Origin of the sequence: Sphingomonas adhaesiva, from assembly GCF_002374855.1 — a bacterium.
Lineage (GTDB): Bacteria > Pseudomonadota > Alphaproteobacteria > Sphingomonadales > Sphingomonadaceae > Sphingomonas > Sphingomonas adhaesiva.
Genome location: NZ_NWVC01000002.1, coordinates 277,388 through 294,254 on the forward strand (window position 1 = coordinate 277,388; position 16,867 = coordinate 294,254).

Annotated in this window: 19 protein-coding genes; 6 read left to right on the plus strand and 13 right to left on the minus strand. The window is 67.9% G+C overall.

Annotation, left to right across the window (positions count from 1 at the left end):
* Positions 1–13: 13 nt before the first annotated feature.
* From COA07_RS05810 to petA, 3 genes are read right to left on the minus strand one after another with little or no spacing between them, the layout of a single operon-like run.
* On the minus strand, positions 14–856 hold the full coding sequence (locus tag COA07_RS05810) for a cytochrome c1 (RefSeq protein WP_066708547.1): 843 nt from the start codon (positions 854–856) through the stop codon (positions 14–16).
* 33 nt (positions 857–889) lie between these two features.
* Entirely contained in the window at positions 890–2,176 is a 1,287-nt protein-coding gene (locus tag COA07_RS05815; RefSeq protein WP_066708550.1) for a cytochrome b, read from the minus strand.
* Between the two features lie 15 nt (positions 2,177–2,191).
* A complete protein-coding gene (gene petA, locus COA07_RS05820) occupies positions 2,192–2,776 on the minus strand; it encodes a ubiquinol-cytochrome c reductase iron-sulfur subunit (RefSeq protein WP_083956764.1) in 585 nt (194 codons plus the stop codon).
* A gap of 181 nt (positions 2,777–2,957) precedes the next feature.
* Between petA and COA07_RS05825 the strand changes: the two genes are divergently transcribed.
* The 3 genes from COA07_RS05825 (at position 2,958) to COA07_RS05835 (ending at position 4,892) form a co-directional block, all read left to right on the plus strand.
* Entirely contained in the window at positions 2,958–3,419 is a 462-nt protein-coding gene (locus COA07_RS05825; RefSeq protein WP_066708552.1) for a tRNA (cytidine(34)-2'-O)-methyltransferase, read from the plus strand.
* 31 nt (positions 3,420–3,450) lie between these two features.
* Positions 3,451–4,290, plus strand: a complete 840-nt coding sequence (gene hemF, locus COA07_RS05830) for an oxygen-dependent coproporphyrinogen oxidase (protein WP_066708556.1) — start codon at positions 3,451–3,453, stop codon at positions 4,288–4,290.
* A 65-nt stretch (positions 4,291–4,355) separates the two neighbouring features.
* On the plus strand, positions 4,356–4,892 hold the full coding sequence (locus tag COA07_RS05835; protein ID WP_245842059.1) for a GNAT family N-acetyltransferase: 537 nt from the start codon (positions 4,356–4,358) through the stop codon (positions 4,890–4,892).
* Here COA07_RS05835 and COA07_RS05840 read toward each other — a convergent pair.
* Together COA07_RS05840 and COA07_RS05845 are read right to left on the minus strand one after the other, a co-directional pair.
* Positions 4,862–5,608 carry a hypothetical protein gene (locus COA07_RS05840; RefSeq protein WP_066711371.1) on the minus strand — a complete coding sequence of 249 codons (747 nt, stop codon included), beginning with the start codon at positions 5,606–5,608 and terminating at the stop codon, positions 4,862–4,864. The genes COA07_RS05835 and COA07_RS05840 overlap by 31 nt on opposite strands.
* The gene (locus tag COA07_RS05845; RefSeq protein ID WP_141396480.1) at positions 5,605–6,432 is read right to left on the minus strand and encodes a hypothetical protein; all 828 of its coding nucleotides are present in this window, start codon (positions 6,430–6,432) and stop codon (positions 5,605–5,607) included. Before COA07_RS05845 ends, COA07_RS05840 begins: the two co-directional genes overlap by 4 nt.
* Positions 6,433–6,528: 96 nt before the next feature.
* Between COA07_RS05845 and lipB the strand changes: the two genes are divergently transcribed.
* The 3 genes from lipB to COA07_RS05860 all read left to right on the plus strand — a co-directional run bounded on the left by lipB (position 6,529) and on the right by COA07_RS05860 (position 8,455).
* Positions 6,529–7,194: a lipoyl(octanoyl) transferase LipB gene (lipB, locus tag COA07_RS05850; RefSeq protein WP_066711369.1), complete on the plus strand. Its 666-nt coding sequence runs from the start codon at positions 6,529–6,531 to the stop codon at positions 7,192–7,194.
* An 88-nt stretch (positions 7,195–7,282) separates the two neighbouring features.
* On the plus strand, positions 7,283–7,531 hold the full coding sequence (locus tag COA07_RS05855; protein WP_066485714.1) for a hypothetical protein: 249 nt from the start codon (positions 7,283–7,285) through the stop codon (positions 7,529–7,531).
* Positions 7,532–7,771: 240 nt separating this feature from the next.
* The gene (locus COA07_RS05860) at positions 7,772–8,455 is read left to right on the plus strand and encodes a hypothetical protein (RefSeq protein ID WP_066711368.1); all 684 of its coding nucleotides are present in this window, start codon (positions 7,772–7,774) and stop codon (positions 8,453–8,455) included.
* Between the two features lie 36 nt (positions 8,456–8,491).
* Here the strand turns inward: COA07_RS05860 and COA07_RS05865 are convergent, their stop codons facing one another.
* The 8 genes from COA07_RS05865 to parE form a co-directional block, all read right to left on the minus strand.
* Entirely contained in the window at positions 8,492–9,310 is an 819-nt protein-coding gene (locus COA07_RS05865; RefSeq protein ID WP_066711367.1) for an acid phosphatase, read from the minus strand.
* A 77-nt stretch (positions 9,311–9,387) separates the two neighbouring features.
* Entirely contained in the window at positions 9,388–10,020 is a 633-nt protein-coding gene (gene queE / locus COA07_RS05870; protein WP_066711366.1) for a 7-carboxy-7-deazaguanine synthase, read from the minus strand.
* A 2-nt stretch (positions 10,021–10,022) separates the two neighbouring features.
* Positions 10,023–10,721 carry a 7-cyano-7-deazaguanine synthase QueC gene (gene queC, locus COA07_RS05875; protein WP_066711373.1) on the minus strand — a complete coding sequence of 233 codons (699 nt, stop codon included), beginning with the start codon at positions 10,719–10,721 and terminating at the stop codon, positions 10,023–10,025.
* A 161-nt stretch (positions 10,722–10,882) separates the two neighbouring features.
* The gene (gene hslO, locus COA07_RS05880) at positions 10,883–11,800 is read right to left on the minus strand and encodes an Hsp33 family molecular chaperone HslO (protein WP_066711365.1); all 918 of its coding nucleotides are present in this window, start codon (positions 11,798–11,800) and stop codon (positions 10,883–10,885) included.
* An 89-nt stretch (positions 11,801–11,889) separates the two neighbouring features.
* Positions 11,890–12,807, minus strand: a complete 918-nt coding sequence (gene argF, locus COA07_RS05885) for an ornithine carbamoyltransferase (RefSeq protein ID WP_066711364.1) — start codon at positions 12,805–12,807, stop codon at positions 11,890–11,892.
* A 37-nt stretch (positions 12,808–12,844) separates the two neighbouring features.
* Positions 12,845–14,029 (minus strand): aspartate aminotransferase family protein, encoded by a 1,185-nt coding sequence (locus COA07_RS05890; protein WP_281254077.1) that lies wholly within the window; start codon positions 14,027–14,029, stop codon positions 12,845–12,847.
* Positions 14,030–14,151: 122 nt separating this feature from the next.
* Positions 14,152–14,796 carry a YoaK family protein gene (locus COA07_RS05895; RefSeq protein ID WP_096640604.1) on the minus strand — a complete coding sequence of 215 codons (645 nt, stop codon included), beginning with the start codon at positions 14,794–14,796 and terminating at the stop codon, positions 14,152–14,154.
* The gene (gene parE, locus COA07_RS05900) at positions 14,793–16,772 is read right to left on the minus strand and encodes a DNA topoisomerase IV subunit B (RefSeq protein WP_066708055.1); all 1,980 of its coding nucleotides are present in this window, start codon (positions 16,770–16,772) and stop codon (positions 14,793–14,795) included. The genes COA07_RS05895 and parE overlap by 4 nt, the downstream gene beginning before the upstream one ends.
* Positions 16,773–16,867: the final 95 nt, after the last annotated feature.

Genomic DNA, 16,867 nt, shown 5'->3' on the forward strand with positions numbered 1-16,867 from the left:
GCGGCCGGTCCGATCAATGTTTGATGTCGCGCCAGACGTTCTGATACGCGCCCCACGCCAGATAGACGAAGATCAGCAGGAAGATCACCGCCGCGAACCCGGCCGCGTGGCGCGCCTCAAGGTTCGGCTCCGCCGTCCAGGTCAGGAACGCCGACACGTCGCGCGCCATCTGGTCCTTGGTCGCCTTGGTCCCGTCGCTATAGGTCACCTGCCCGTCCGACGTCAGCGGCGGCGGCATCGCGATGTTGAGGTTCGCGAAATACGGGTTGTAGTGCAGCCCCGGCGGGGTCTTGGCGCCCGGGAACTTCTCGATCAGCTCGGCCGGCTGGTTGCGATAGCCGGTGATGAGCGCGTGGACATAGTTCGACCCGTCATGCCGCGCCTTCGTCATCAGCGACAGGTCGGGTGGAATGGCGTTGTTGTTCGCCGCGCGCGCCGCAATGTCATTGGCGAACGGCAGCGGGAAGCGGTCGGACGGCAGGTTCTTACGCGTCGCGGCCTCGCCCGTTTCCGGGTTCACCGTCGGCTGTTCGATCACCCACTGGTTCGCGATCGCCTTCACCTCGGCCTCGGAATAGCCGATATGCTCGAGGTCGCGGAACGACACATATTTCAGCGAGTGGCAGGCGGCGCACACTTCCTTGTACACCTGGAAGCCGCGCTGCAGCTGCTGCCGGTCGAACTTCCCGAAGAAGCCCGCCGAGGACAGGTGAATGTCCTCGGGATGGAGGTGGAATTCGTGTTCCGCCGATTCCGGTGCCGGATTCTGGATCGCGTCCTTCGCCGTGAAGAACAGCGCCAGCGCGAGCACGAAGACGAACCCCGCGCCGATCACCAGTGAAATGAGACGAGCCATTGTCTTATCTGTCCCCTAATCGTCTCGTTTCGGTCAGCCGGCCATCGCCGTCTGCGCGGGCGACGTGCCGCCATGCTTCGCCAGCACCGCCTCGGTGATCGAGTTCGGCAGCGGGCGCGGCTTCTCCGCGGCCGACACCAGCGGCAGGATGATGAGGAAGTGCGCGAAGTAATAGGCCGCCGCGACCTGCCCGATCATCACGTTGCGCGCCGTCGCCTCCGCACCGCCGACATAGCCGAGCACCAGCACGTCGATGAGCAGCACCAGCAGGAACCAGCGATAGGTCGGGCGGTAATTGGCCGAGCGCACCGGCGAGCTGTCCAGCCACGGCAGGAAGAACAGCAGCAGGATCGACCCGAACATCGCCACCACGCCCCACAGCTTCGCCGGCAGGATGAAGTCCGCGGTGAAGCTCTTGAGGATCGCGTAGAACGGCAGAAAATACCATTCGGGCACGATGTGCGCCGGGGTCGAGAGCGGGTTCGCCTCGATGTAATTGTCCGGGTGACCCAGCAGGTTCGGCGAGAAGAAAATCAGCAGCGCGAACACCAGGAAGAACACGCCCACGCCCACGCCGTCCTTGGCGGTGTAATAGGGGTGGAACGGCACGGTGTCCTGCTCGCCCTTCACATCGACGCCGGTCGGGTTGTTCGAACCCGGAATATGCAGCGCCCAGATGTGCAGGATGATGACGCCCGCGATCACGAACGGCAGCAGATAGTGGAGCGAGAAGAAGCGGTTGAGCGCGGCGTTGTCCGGCGCGAAGCCGCCCAGCAGCCACACGCGGATCGTCTCGCCCACCAGCGGGATCGCCGAGAAGAAACCGGTGATGACCTGCGCACCCCAGAAGCTCATCTGCCCCCAGGGGAGCACATAGCCCATGAACGCGGTCGCCATCATCAGCAGGAAGATCACGACGCCCAGCAGCCACACCATCTCGCGCGGGGCCTTGTACGACCCGTAATACAGGCCGCGACCGATGTGGATGTACACCACCGCCAGGAACATCGACGCGCCGTTGGCGTGCGCATAGCGCAGGAACCAGCCGGCATTGACGTCGCGCATGATGCTTTCGATCGAGCCGAACGCGACACCCGCATTGGCGGCGTAATGCATCGCCAGCACGATACCGGTGACGATCTGGATCACCAGCGCGGCACCCGCCAGGACGCCGAAGTTCCAGAAATAGTTGAGGTTGCGCGGCACCGGATAGCCCGCACCGATCGCATTGTAGACGAGCCGCGGCATCGGCAGCTTCTCGTCCAGCCAGCGCATCAGCGGCTGCTTCGGTTCGTAATGCTTGGCCCAGGGAAAGCTCATGTCCTAAATCCTCCCTCAGCCTACCGTCACGACGGTGTCGGACGTGAAATTATAGTCGGGCACGGCAAGATTCTTTGGCGCCGGCCCCTGCCGGATCCGACCGGCGGTGTCATAGGCCGAGCCGTGGCACGGGCAGAAATAGCCGCCGAACGGCCCGCGATTCTCACCCTCGCGCGCGCCCAGCGGCACGCACCCCAGGTGGGTGCACACGCCCAGCGTGATCAGCCAGTTCTTCTTGCCCGCCTTGGTGCGCTGCTCCAGCGTCTGCGGATCGCGCAGCGAGCCGACCGCGACCGCATCGGCCTCGCCGATTTCCTTGGGCGTCAGGTTGCGCACGAACAGCGGCTGCTTGCGGAAGCTGGCGACGATCGCCTGCCCCGGCTCGATCTTCGAGATGTCCACCTCGGTGGTGGACAGCGCCAGCACGTCGGCCGACGGGTTCATCTGGTTGATGAGCGGCAGGACGATCGCAACCGCGCCGACCCCGGCAAAGGAGACCGCGGCGATATTGATGAAATCGCGACGGCGCGGATCGTGCGCCTCCTCGTGATAGGGCGCGGGATTCTCGCCCGGAGGGATCATGTCGTCTGCCGTCGCCATTCGCGTCGCACCTCTACCCGTTCGTCTGTTGCCGGGCCGGCTCCATGCCGTGATGACATATCGACGCCCCGCCGCCGGCCTGCCCGTCCCCACGGCGGCCCGCCCGGCCTGATAGCCATGCCGGGCGCGCTTTGCCAACAGCATTTTGCGAAGGCGCCCCAACCCGGCTAGGCGCACCGCCATGCGCATCGCCCTGTATCAGCCGGACATCGCCGGGAATGTCGGCACCGTGCTGCGGCTGGGCGCGTGCCTGGGCGTGGCGGTCGACCTGATCGAACCGATGGGCTTTGCGTGGAGCGAACGGGCATGGGCACGCGCCGCGATGGACTATGCCGGGAAGGTCGCGGTGACCCGCCATGTCGACTGGGACGCGTTCCTGGCCGCATCGCGCGGGCGGATCGTGCTGGCCACCACGGCGGCGGATGCCGTGCCGCTGCCGGACGCGCGGTTCGCCGGCGACGATATCCTGCTGCTGGGCAGCGAGGGTGCGGGCGTTCCCGCCGGCGTTCATGCGCGCGCCGATCTGGCGGTCCGCATTCCGATGCGCGCGGGCCTGCGCTCGCTCAACGTCGCGGTCGCGGGCGCGATCGTGCTGGGCGAGGCGCTGCGACAGACCGGCGGGTGGGACCAACTGACCGATTGACCCCGCCGCCCGCGCCCGCGATGGCAGGGGTATGCAACTGGACGAGCAACAGCGCGCCGCGCGCACCTGGTTCGAGCATCTGCGCGACCTGATCTGCGCCGAGTTCGAAGCGATCGAGCGGGAGGCCGGGTCCGACGCCAGCTTCGACTATATCCCCTGGGATCGCGCCGATCCGTCCGGCGCCCCGGGCGGCGGCGGCGTACGCGGCGTGATGAAGGGCCGTGTGTTCGAGAAGGTCGGCGTCAACGTCTCCACCGTCGGCGGCACGTTCGAGGGCGATTTCGCGCGTACCATCCATGGCGCGGGGGAGGATCCACGCTTCTTCGCGACGGGGATCAGCCTGGTCGCGCACATGGCCAATCCGCACGTGCCCGCGGTACACATGAACACGCGCTTCTTGCGCACGACGAAACAGTGGTTCGGCGGGGGCGCGGACCTGAACCCGCCGCTGCCGGTCGCACAGGATACCGCCGATTTCCATGCCGAGCTGGCGCGCGCCTGCGACGCGCACGACCCGGCCTACTACCCGCGGTTCAAGGCGTGGGCCGACGACTATTTCTACATCCCCCATCGCGGCGTGCATCGCGGGGTGGGCGGAATCTTCTACGATCACCTGGACACCGACTTCGCGGCCGATTTCGCGTTCACGCAGGACGTCGGGCGTGCGTTCCTCGCCGCCTATCCGCGAATCGTCCGGCGGCGGATGGCCGATCCGTTCACCGCCGACGATCTGGCCGAACAGCGTCGCTGGCGCGGCCGTTATGCCGAGTTCAATCTGGTCTACGACCGCGGCACGCTGTTTGGGCTGAAGACCGGGGGCAATATCGACGCCATCCTGATGAGTCTGCCGCCGCTCGCGACATGGGAGTGACGCGGGTGGCGGGGCTGCACGCGGTGCCCGACGATCATGTCGCCACGATCGTTACCACGCTGGAGATGCGCACCCGCCCGCCGCTGCGGCCGATGCCGACCGCGCCGTTGCGGCTCGTGCGCTGGGATGTGCCCGACCCGGACCGGTATCGCACGCTGTTCCGCCGCGTGGGCGCACGCTGGCTGTGGTATTCGCGGCTGGTGATGGACGATGCGGCGCTGACCGCGATCATCCACGATCCGGCGGTGGAGGTGTTCGCCGCGGTCGATCGCGCGGGCGTCGAACTGGGGATGCTGGAACTGGACCGGCGCGAGGCGGGCGCGTGCGAGATCGGCTATTTCGCGCTCGTCCCCGAACTGGCCGGCAAGGGGCTGGGCCGCTGGCTGATGGCGGAGGCGCTGGCGCGCGCCTGGACGCCGGGAACACGGCGGGTGTGGCTGCATACCTGCACGCTCGACCACCCGTCGGCGCTGGGCTTCTACCGCGCGCAGGGCTTTACCGCGATGGCGCGGACGGTGGAGGTGTTTGCCGATCCGCGCGTGCTCGGCGTGCTGCCGGCCGATGCGGCGCCTCAGGTGCCGTTGCTGGCGCGCACGCGATAGATGATGATCCCCACCAGCAGCGTGCCGGTGGCATAGAACGCACCGACCGCCGCGATCCCGGCATCGACCAGCGACAGCAGCAGCGGATTGGCGTTGCCCGGCATCCGCAGCCATTCGTCGGCCTGCATCAGCGGCACCGCCAGCAGATATTGCGCCAGGAACAGCGTCACCAGCGCACCGGTGATCGCCCAGCCGTGCCCGCGCGTCATCGCCAGGCTGACGCGGATCGCCCGGCCGACGCCCAGCCCCGGCTGCTGCGCGATCGCGGGGATCGCCGCGATCAACCGCGCCTGCACGTACAGGCCCGGCAGGACGAACAGCCACAGCCCGATCCCCACCGGCACCGCGATCGCCAGGCTGGCGAGCAGGAACGGCCAGAAAGCGCGCGCCGCGCTGCGCAGCGCCTGCCCCACGGTCGGGCGATCGGCATCGAGCAGCAGCACCGCCACCGCTGCCGCGCCGAAGATGCCCGCCACGTCGGCGAGCACGAACCACAAGCCGTTGGCCTGCCCCCATTGCGCCATCGCGGTCACCCATGCCTGCATCGCGACCTCGTCGCGCGGCGCAGGCGGTATCGGCGGGACGGGATCGCTCAGCAACAAGGCGGCGAACGCAGGCAGGAAGACGAACAGCGCGGTGATCGCGACGACCGGGTCCAGGCTGCGACGCAGCAGGCGCCACGTCGCCGCCAGCAATCCGGCGAAGGTAAAGGTCATGCCAGTTGCGCCGCCGCCTCGTCGCGGGCGAGCGCCGCGGCATAGAATTGCGCGTAGAACACCGTCTGCACCACCGTGCCGGCCGCGGTGACCAGCGTGACGAACAGCGATACGACCAGCGTCACCATCGCTTCCGCCTCGCCGCCCAGCAGCAGGCGCGCGATCACCCCGCTGACCGATCCCACCGCCGCCATGACGACCAGCAGGACGATCCCGAACAGGATGATCACCCCCAACAGCCGTAGCGCCGATCCCCGCGCCAGCGCGAAGCTGCGCGGGATCGCGCCCAGCCCACGGCGTTCGTTCACGATCACCGCGAACAGCGGCACCAGCCGGGCGCTGAACCACAGCAGCACGATCAGCGCGACGATCATCAGCAGCGCCGACACCATCAGCAAACCGCCCGACGCGCCGGTCACATCGACCTTGCCCGCCACGCCCACGGTGGCGCCCGCCGCGAACAGGGCGACGATCGACGGCAGGAACAGCACGCCGAACGCGATCACCAACACGATCAGATTGGCCAGCGCCGGGCCCAGCCGCGCGGCGCCGAGCCGCAAGCCCTGCGCACCGTCGACCGCCGGATCGGTGGCGACCGCGGTCATCGCCAGCACGCCAATCATCGTCAGCACCGCCGAGATAATCCCGATCACCCCCTGCACCGCGCCGGCGTCCGCCGGCTGACCGGTCACCGCGGCATAGGCCGGCCCCAGCAGACCGGGTACATAGACGGTGGCCAGCGCGATACCGGCCAGGATCGCCATACGCCCGCGGATCACATCCAGCGTGCGATCCCAGACGGTTCCCATTTTGATTGCAGCCATGACGATCGCGGCTCCCCTGCCCGCCCCAGTGGACCGATCGCCTAGCCGATCCTGCCGGCGCTTGCCAATCGTGTCGCGCGACCGCATCTGGGACAGGTGCAGGGACCGGACGGGATCGAGTGGCGCGTGTCGCCGGGGTTGACCGATTATGCGGAGGCGCTGTCCGCGATGGAGGCGCGCGCCGCCGCGATCGCCGCGGGCGAGGCGTCCGAGCTGATCTGGCTGCTGGAACACCCGCCGGTCTATACCGCCGGCACCAGCGCCGACCCGGCGGAGTTGATCGACCCGCGCTTCCCCGTCGTGCCGGCGGGGCGCGGCGGCCGCTACACCTATCACGGCCCGGGGCAGCGGATCGGGTATCTGATGCTCGACCTCAACCGCCGCGGGCGCGACGTGCGCTGCTTCGTCCACGGGGTGGAAGGCTGGGTGATCGCGGCGCTGGCGCGGATCGGGATCACCGCGTTCCGCGCGCCGGGGCGGATCGGCATCTGGACGCATGACGCCTCCGGCCAGGAGGCGAAGATCGGCGCGATCGGCATTCGCGTGCGCCGCTGGGTCACGCTCCACGGCTTTTCGGTGAACCTTGCGCCAAACCTGTCGGATTTCGGCGGCATCGTGCCGTGCGGCATCGCCGAATATCCAGTCACCAGCGCGCAAGCCCTTGGCATAACGTGCGATCATGCAACTTTCGATGCGGCGCTCGCGTTCACCGCTACGGCCTTTCTGACAAGCTTGACTTGTGACGCTGAAATCGAGGCTTGAGGGGCCGGTCATCTGCGATTAATGTCTACGTCGATTTGGGATGAAAGACCCCGAAGGTCGCCAAATCCACAGTCTAGGGAGCAATTTCATGCGTGCAGTCATCACCAAGGTTCTGACCGGTTCGGCGCTCGCGGCAGCCGCGCTCGCGGTTTCGGCGTGTGGTTCGAAGACGGAGACCACGGACAACACCATGATCACCGACATGAATGCCACCGAAGGCATGGACACCATGACCGACAACATGACGGCAGTGGACGGCACCATGAACGGCGGCATGATGGCGAACGACACCATGGGCAACGACATGATGATGACCAACATGTCGAACGCCATGTAATCTGCCGTACGGCAATTACGTTGGGAACGGGCCGTCCGGGTGACCGGGCGGCTCTTTTCTTTTGGGGCAGGCAACCCGTTCGCCAGCCGGCGGAACGTGCCGCGATCGTTACGCCAGACCATCGAAATTCCGCCATTTTCTGCCCCTTGCGCGACGAATGGTGACAGAAAGCCCTTGGGACGATGCGGCGCTTTGCCGTATGAGGGTTAACGCGGGTCCACCGCGACGATGGAGTGTGTAATGCAAAAGGTGGGGTTCGCCGGCGCGGTTGCGGCGCTGGCGGCATGCGTCATGGGAGCGATGCCGGCATCGGCACAATTCTACTTCAAGTCGAAGGATCTGCGCGGGGAACCGGTGACCGGTGTCGAACCGGGGATCGGCCAGCCGCTGCCTGGCGCCACTCCCGCGGAATTGCGCGCCAGCGTGATCTGGAACATGCGCGCCGCGCTCAACGTCGCCGCGCTGCAATGCCAGTTCGAACCCACATTGCTGACGGTCGCGAACTACAACGCGATCCTGGCCGATCACAAGGCGGAGCTGGCCAGCTCCTACGCCATGCTCGCCAAATATTTCGAGCGGGTCGCCAAGACGAAGAAGGACGGGCAGAACGCGCTCGACCAGTTCGGCACGCGCACCTATTCCGGCTTTGCGACCGTCGCGGCACAATTCGGCTTCTGCACGACCGCCGCCGACATCGGCCGCGCCGCGCTTTACGCACCGCGCGGCGGGTTCGGCGATGTCGCCATGGGGCGGATGCGTGAGCTGCGTAACAGCCTGACGCCATGGGGCGAACAACAATTCCCGCGGCTTCGCGTGCTGCCTGCCACGCTGCCGCGCTTCGACAAGGATTGCTGGAAGAAGTCCGACTTCGACGTGCGCCGCTGCGGCGAACCGTTGACGCCGATCACCTACGCCGCGCGCTGATGAACGCAGCCGGGCGGCGCGACCCGCCGCCCGCCGTCAGCGATCCAGTCGCGGCATCACCCGCTGCGCGACCAACGCCTCTTCCGCAGCGCATCCCTGCGGGCGCGGTGTCGCCGGGTCGGCGCGCAACCGGGCAATTTCCGCGCGGGCGCTGGCGAGGTCCGCCTGAAACGCGGCCTTGGTCCGCACGACCGCCATCGTCGCGCTACCCGACAGCATCCCGCCCTCGACCGCGCTTTCGTTATGCGCCCCGCACACGAAGCGACTGTCGCCATAGGCACGCCCGCGGCGCAGGATCGGCCCGGCCCGATCCGGCGCCAGCTCGCTCAGGATCAACGCCCAGGTCCATCCCCATGTCGTATGTCCCGAGGGGTAGTCGTAGCTGTCGCCCAGTTCCGCCACCGGCTGGCATACCGCACCGCGATCCTGATGAAAGGGACGCGCGCGGCGATAGACGTTCTTCGCGATCGTCGTCTGCGCCGCCGTATCGGCCCCGGCGCGCGCGACCACGTTGAGCGTCGCCGGAGCATTCTGCGGGGTCAGCGACATGCCGACCGCGCAGCTGAAATCGCGCATCAGCGCCGCATTGGACGTGTCGACGTCGCTGGTCGCCATCGCCCCGCGTGGCGTGTTCAACAGCACGCGGGTGGCACGGAAGATCTTGCGATCGGCGTCGTAGCGCGGATCGCCCTTGCGCGGGGCAGGCTCCAGAACCGTCGTCACGTCGAAGTCGCCGGGCGACAGATAGCCCTCGGCCCGCTCACGCTTGGCGATGCCCGTTCCGGCACCGAACAGCGCCAGCATCAGCGCCCCGGCGATCGCGATGCGGCGCGGGCGGGCTACGGTGATCGGCATCGGTCATCCTAACATCGCGATTCGATGTGACCTTGTATCATCGAAATGTGATGATCGATACGCGCGCGGCCGCTCGCTCAGCGAAGCCCCAGCATCTTGTGGGTCTGAAGCGTCAGTCGCCAGCGCGGGCGCTCCATGACCAGCGCCATCGCGGCGTCGACGTTCGCCTGTCCGCGCGCATCGTCCATCGGCTGCAACAGGAAATGGTCGAACGCCCATCCCTCGATCATGGACAGATCGCTGCCGGGCTGCGGCCAGACCAACTTCAGTTCGTCGCCGCGCCGCTGCACCGTCTCGCTCCCCGCCTTCGGGCTGATGCACACCCAGTCGATGCGCGGGTGGACCGGCAGCGTCCCGTTGCTCTCGATCGCGACGAAGAAGCCCGCATCGTGCAGCGCGTCGACCAGCGCATCGTCGACCTGAAGCATCGGCTCGCCCCCGGTCAGCACCACGAAGCGCCGCTCGCGCCCCGCACCCCAGAAATCCTCCACCGCCGCGACCAGGGCAGCCGCATCGGCGAAGCGCCCGCCGCCGAGCCCGTCGGTTCCGATGAAATCGGTGTCGCAGAAGCGGCAGACCGCGCTGGCCCGGTCCTGCTCGCGCCCCGACCACAGGTTGCAGCCGGCGAAGCGGACGAATACCGCCCGCCGCCCCGCCTGCACGCCCTCCCCCTGGAGCGTCAGGAACATCTCCTTGACGGCATAGCTCATCGTCAGGGCGCCGGGGGCGCGACCGCATAGACGGTCGGATCGGCGATGCCCGCTTCCTCGAACCCCTTGTGACGCAGGCGGCAACTGTCGCACAACCCGCAATGCTTCGCACCGGGCGCGGGATCGTAGCACGACCAGCTCAGCCCCATGTCCAGCCCCAGCCGCGCGCCCTCGCGCACGATATCGGCCTTGGTCATATGCTGCAGCGGGGCGTGGAAACGGAACGGCGCACCCTCCACACCCGCCTTGGTTGCCAGTTCGGCGAGCCGTTCGAACGCGGCGATGAATTCGGGGCGGCAATCGGGATAGCCCGAATAGTCCAGCGCATTGACACCCAGGAACAGGTCGCGGGCGCCCGCTGCTTCCGCCCAGCCCAGCGCCAGGCTGAGGAAGATGGTGTTGCGGGCCGGGACGTAGGTGACCGGAATGGCATCCCCCACCCCATCCTTCGGCACGTCGATCGCGCTGTCGGTCAGCGCCGATCCGCCGAACGCGGACAGGTCGATCGGCAGCACGACGTGCCGCTCCGCCCCCAGCGCGCGCGCGACGCGGCGCGCGGCAGCCAGTTCGATCTGGTGGCGCTGGTTATAGTCGATCGACAGCGCGAGCAGCGGATAGCCGGCCTCCCGCGCGAGCGCGGCGGAAACCATCGAATCCAGCCCGCCCGAAATGAGCGCGACGGCAGGTGTTGGGTGGGTCATGATGCCGCGCCAGCTAGGCGTTGCGGCGCCCGCGCGCAACCGTCGCACAAAAAAGCGGGCCGCCGATCACGGCAGCCCGCCAGTGTGCCTGTCAAGCAAGCAAGGGAGAAAATTGCCATGCGGCAACGACTTAACCTAGACCGCGAACGGTTAAGAAGCCGCTAAGCGGCCAGATCCTCGGCGCGCATCGGGAAGATCGTGGAGCAGAATGCGCAATCCACCGCGATGACCCCGTCTTCGTCGGCCATCGCCATGCGCTCCTCCACCGGAAACTTCGCCAGCACCGACCGGATGTGGTCAAGCGTGCAGCGGCACCCCTTCGCCAGCGATTGCGCGGCGAGCACGCGCACCTCGGCTTCCTCGTTGAACAGCCGCCATATCAGCGTCTCCAGCGGGATCGCGGGATCCGCCAGCTCGTCGGTGCCCATCGTGCGCGCCAGCGCCTCGACATGGTCCCATTCCGGGTGATCCAGCTTGGTGTGCAGGCGCTCGCGCCCCTCCTCACCTTCGGGCAGATGCTGGATCAGCAGGCCACCGGCGACACACCGTCCGGCATCGTCCTTGCGCATTCCCGCGCGCACCAGCGTCGGGATCTGCTCGGACTGGTAGAAATAGCTTTGCGCCGCCTCGGCCAGCGTCTCGCCGTCGAGCGGAACGATCCCCTGATAGCGCTCGCCGGTGGTGGCCAGGTCGAAGGTGATCGCCAGATACCCCTGCCCGAACAGCACCGCCAGCGACGGATCGCCCGGCGCCTGCGCCAGCCGCTCGGCATCGAACTGCACATAGCCGCGCACGTCGCCGCCGCGATAATCGCACACCAGCAGGCTGACGACGCCCTCCTGCGTCTGGGTCTGGAGCGTCAGCTGCCCGGCGGGATCCTTGAGCGTCGCGCCGATCAGCGCGGTCAGCGTCAGCGCCTCCGCCAGCAGCTTCTCGATCGCCGGGGGATAGGCATGCGCAGAGAGGATCTCGTCGAGCACCGGGCCAAGCCGCACGATGCGCCCGCGCGCGTGCCGCTGGGTGATGGTGAAGCCGAGCGCGCGGTCGACGTCGGCGGGCGATAGAGTGGGATCGGTCATGATATCTTTCGTCACCCCGGCGGCGGCCGGAGCTTCTGCGGCACGGAGCGGCCGGGGTAACGCCTATCTGGGGCGCACGGCGCCCGCGATCAACCGATCTGCCCGAAACACCAGCGCAGCACCGATTTCTGCGCGTGGAGGCGGTTTTCCGCCTCCGCCCAGATCAGCGACTGCGCGCCGTCGATCACTTCCGGCGTCACTTCCTCGCCGCGATGCGCGGGCAGGCAGTGGAGGAACTTCGCGTCCGGCTTCGCCGTCGCCATCAGCGCCGCATCGACCTGATACGGCATCATCGCGCGCAGCTTGGTATCGGCATGCGCCTGCCCCATCGATATCCACGTATCGGTGACGACGATGTCCGCGCCCGCCACCGCCTCACGCGGGTCGGACACGACGCGCGCGCGCCCGTTGCCGCGCACGATCGCCTCCTCCTCCGGCTGGAAGCCCTGCGGACAGGCGGCGACGACGTCGAACTGCATCAGCCCCGCCGCCTCGACGATCGAGGCGAGCACGTTGTTGCCGTCGCCCAGCCATGCCACCTTCAGCCCGGGCAGCGCCTTGCCGGCTTCGATGATCGTCAGCAGGTCCGCCATGATCTGGCACGGGTGCGAGGCGTCGGTCAGCCCGTTGATGACCGGGACGGTCGCATAATGCGCCATCTCCTCCACCTTGGCATGGTCGTCGGTGCGGATCATGATCGCGTCGACATAAGCCGACAGGACGCGCGCGGTATCCGCCACGGTCTCCCCGCGGCCCAGCTGCATCTGCCCCGCCTCCATGACGATCGACTGGCCACCCAGCTGGCGGATCGCCATGTCGAAGCTGACGCGCGTGCGGGTCGAATTCTTCTCGAAGATCATCGCCAGCACATGGCCGGCGAGCGGCGCGTCGGCATCGGCGCGCCCCTTCGGCCAGCCGGCGCGTGCCTGCTTGCGGGTCAGCGCATCGTCCAGCATCGCCGCGATCGCGTCCGGCCCGGCATCCGTGAGATTCAGAAAGTGGCGCATCTTATCCCCCCTCCCCGCCGCGGCGGGGTACAGGCCATCAATCGTCGGCGACGGGCACGTATACCCGCGCGGCCGCGCTCAGCTTCTCGACGCATTCGGCGATATGCGTCTCGTCGATGGTCAGCGGCGGCAGGATGCGCACGACATTCTCGCCCGCCGCGACCAGCAGCAACCCGTGGTGATCGCGGCAATGCGCGACGAAGCGGCGGCTGTCGCTGGTCAGCTTCAGTCCCAGCATCAGGCCGTGGCCGCGCACGCCGGCGAACAGCTGGTCGTGGTTCGGGATCATCTGCTCCAGCGCGGCGCGCAGCCGTTCGCCCATCCGGGTCACGTTGTCGAGGAAGCCGTCCGCCAGGATCACGTCCAGCACCGCCTCACCCGCCGCCATCGCCAGCGGATTGCCGCCATAGGTGGAGCCGTGGGTGCCGAACACCATTCCCTTCGCCGCCTCGGCCGTGGCCAGGCACGCGCCCAGCGGGAAGCCCCCGCCAATGCCCTTGGCCGCGGCGATGATGTCGGGGACGACGCCGTACAGCTCATGCGCGAACAGCTTGCCGGTCCGGCCATAGCCGGCCTGCACCTCGTCCAGCACCAGCAGCAGGCCATGCTCGTCACACGCCTTGCGCAGCCCTTGCAGGAACTCCGGGGTCGCCGGGCGGATGCCGCCCTCGCCCTGGATCGGTTCGACCAGAAAGCCCGCGGTATGCTCGTCGATCAGCGCGAGCGCGCCCTCAAGGTCGTTGAACTGCGCGTACTTGAACCCCGGCAGCAGCGGTTCGAACCCGTCGCGCATCTTCGCCTGGTTGGTGGCCGAAATGGTGCCGAGCGTCCGCCCGTGGAACGCGGTGTCGAAGGTGATGAGGTCATGCCGTTCGGGCTGGCCGTTGGCATAATGATAGCGGCGCGCGGTCTTGATCGCGCACTCGACCGCTTCCGCGCCCGAATTGGTGAAGAACACCGTGTCGGCGAAGCTGGCATCGACCAGCCGCTGCGCGAAATGTTCGCCCTGCGGACTGCCGTACAGGTTGCTGACGTGCATCAGCGTCGCGGCCTGATCCGCGATCGCCTTCACCAGTTTCGGATGGCCATGGCCCAGCGCGTTGACCGCGATGCCGCTGGCGAAATCGAGATACTGCGCCCCGTCCTCGCCATAGAGATATACGCCCTCGCCGCGCACCGGTCGCACGCCGCACCGCGGGTAAACGGGCATCAACGGCGAAATGGTTGCGTCGGACGACACGGCAGCCTTCTCCTCATCGGAAAGAACAAGGGCGGCCCGATATGAGGCCGCCCGCCAAGCCTGATACCGCCAAAGACCGTCGCGAACAACACCACTCGCGCGTGCTATCCGTCGCGCCGCGCCCCCGCCGCGCCGGGCAGCGTCGCCAACGCCAGCAGCGCCGCCGCGCCGGCCGCCGCCCACAGCACCGCCGTGCCGTAGCGCCCGTACGCCGCCGCGCCCGCCACCGCGCCGGCGGCCAGCCCGCTCCACAACAACAGATAGGGCACCCAGGCCGTGCGCGGCGCGGTGCCCATCAGTGCCGCCGACAGATGCTGCCCCAGCTTGACCAGCGTCCCGGTCATATAGGTGACGCCGATGCTCACCTCCCCGCCGCGCTCGAACACGGCGTTGACCACGCCCATCGCCACCGCCAGCAACACCACCGCCAGCGGCCAGGCGGACAGCGCCGCCGCCAGCGCCAGCAGCAGCGCGGTCGCCCCGATCACCGCCGGCCGCTGCCACCGCCCCGCCGCCTGCGCGATCACCGCCCCGCCGACGACCCCCGCGAGAAAGCCCAGGATCAGCCCCGCGGCTGTATAGGCCGCCGCCTCCCGCGCGACCGCGTCCACCGCCATCCGTGTCGTATTGCCGCTCATGAACGACACGAACATGCCGCCCGCGCGCAGGAACCCGATCGCATCGACGCACCCGGCCAGCATCGCCAGCGCCGCCGCCAGCCACCAGTCGCCACGCGGGTGGCGCCTCATGCGTCGATCGCCTCCTCGTCCAGCCGCGCGGCATTTTCCTGGATGAAGGCGAAGCGGTGCGCCGGGTTGGTCCCCATCAGCCGGTCGACCAGATCCTTGACCCCGGCGCGCTCCTCATATTCCTGCGGCAGGGTGATGCGGATCATGCTGCGCTTCGCCGGATCCATAGTCGTCTCGCGCAGTTGCTGCGGGTTCATCTCGCCCAGCCCCTTGAAGCGCGCGACCTCCACCTTCTTGCCCTTGAATGCGGTGCGCTCCAGCTCGGCACGATGCGCATCGTCGCGCGCATACAGGCTTTTGGCGCCCGCGGTCAGCCGATAGAGTGGCGGTTGCGCCAGATATAGATGCCCGCGCCGCACCAGTTCGGGCATTTCCTGGAAGAAGAACGTCATCAGCAGCGTGGCGATATGCGCGCCATCGACGTCGGCGTCGGTCATGATGACGATCCGTTCGTAGCGCAGCGCATCCGGCTGGCAATCCTTGCGCGTGCCGCAGCCCAGCGCCTGGATCAGGTCGGCGATCTCCTGATTGGCGAGGATCTTGGCACTGGTCGCGCTGGCGACGTTCAGGATCTTGCCGCGGATCGGCAGGATCGCCTGTGTCTTGCGGTCGCGCGCCTGCTTGGCGGAACCGCCCGCCGAATCGCCCTCGACGATGAACAATTCGGTGCCCTCGGGGCTGTCCGCGGCGCAATCGGTCAGCTTGCCCGGCAGCCGCAGCTTGCGCGACGAGGTGGCGGTCTTGCGCTTCACCTCACGCTCGGCCTTGCGGCGCAGGCGCTCGTCCATCCGCTCCATGACATAGCCGAGCAAAGCCTTGCCGCGCTCCATGTTCTGGCCCAGCCAATGGTCGAAATGGTCGCGCATCGCCTTTTCGACCAGCCCGGCGGCCTCGGGCGATGTCAGGCGGTCCTTGGTCTGGCTCTGGAACTGCGGATCGCGGATGAACACGCTCAGCATCAACTCGCTGCCGACCATCACGTCGTCGGCGGTCAGTTCCTTGGCCTTCTTGTTGTTCACCAGCTCGCCGAACTGGCGAAGCCCGCGCACCAGCGCCTGGCGCAGCCCCTGTTCGTGGGTGCCGCCGTCGGGCGTCGGGATGGTGTTGCAATACCAGCTGTAGCTGCCGTCGCTCCACAGCGGCCAGGCGACCGCCCATTCCACCTTGCCCTGTGAATCCGCAAAATCCTGTTGACCGGTGAAGAAATCGGCGGTGGCGCATTCGCGCCCGCCCACCTGTTCGCGCAGGTGATCGGCCAGACCGCCCGGAAACTGGAACACCGCCTCCGCCGGCGTGTCCGCGCCCTCCACCAGTTCGGGCGCGCATTTCCAGCGAATCTCGACGCCCGCGAACAGATACGCCTTTGACCGCGCCAGCTTGTAGAGGCGCGCCGGCTTGAAGTGCAGCTCCGGCCCGAAAATCTCGGTATCCGGCACGAAGCTGACCGAGGTGCCACGGCGATTGGGCGCGGCGCCGACATGTTCCAGCGGCCCCTGCGTGATCCCGCGCGCGAACCGCTGGCGGTACAATTGCCGCTCGCGCGCGACCTCCACGACGGTGTCGGACGACAGCGCGTTGACCACCGACACGCCGACGCCGTGCAGGCCGCCCGACGTCGCATAGGCTTTCCCCGCGAACTTGCCGCCGGAATGCAGCGTCGACAGGATCACCTCCAGCGCCGACTTGTCGGGAAACTTCGGGTGCGGATCGACCGGGATGCCGCGACCGTTGTCGACGATCGTCAGCCGGTTGCCCGGCTCCAGCGTCACCTCGATCCGCGTGGCGTGGCCGGCGACCGCCTCGTCCATCGCATTGTCCAGCACCTCGGCGGCCAGATGGTGCAGCGCGCGCTCGTCGGTGCCGCCGACATACATGCCGGGGCGACGGCGGACCGGCTCCAGCCCCTCCAGCACCTCGATCGAGGAAGCGTCATAGCTGGGGGAACCGGCGGTGGCGGAGGCGAACAGATCGGACATGCGCCAGCTATAGGATGGCGCTGCGCAAACCCCAAGCGACCGCCAGCAACCATTCGTCACGCAACCTCGATCAAGCCGTGGTCGTTGCCCGCGCG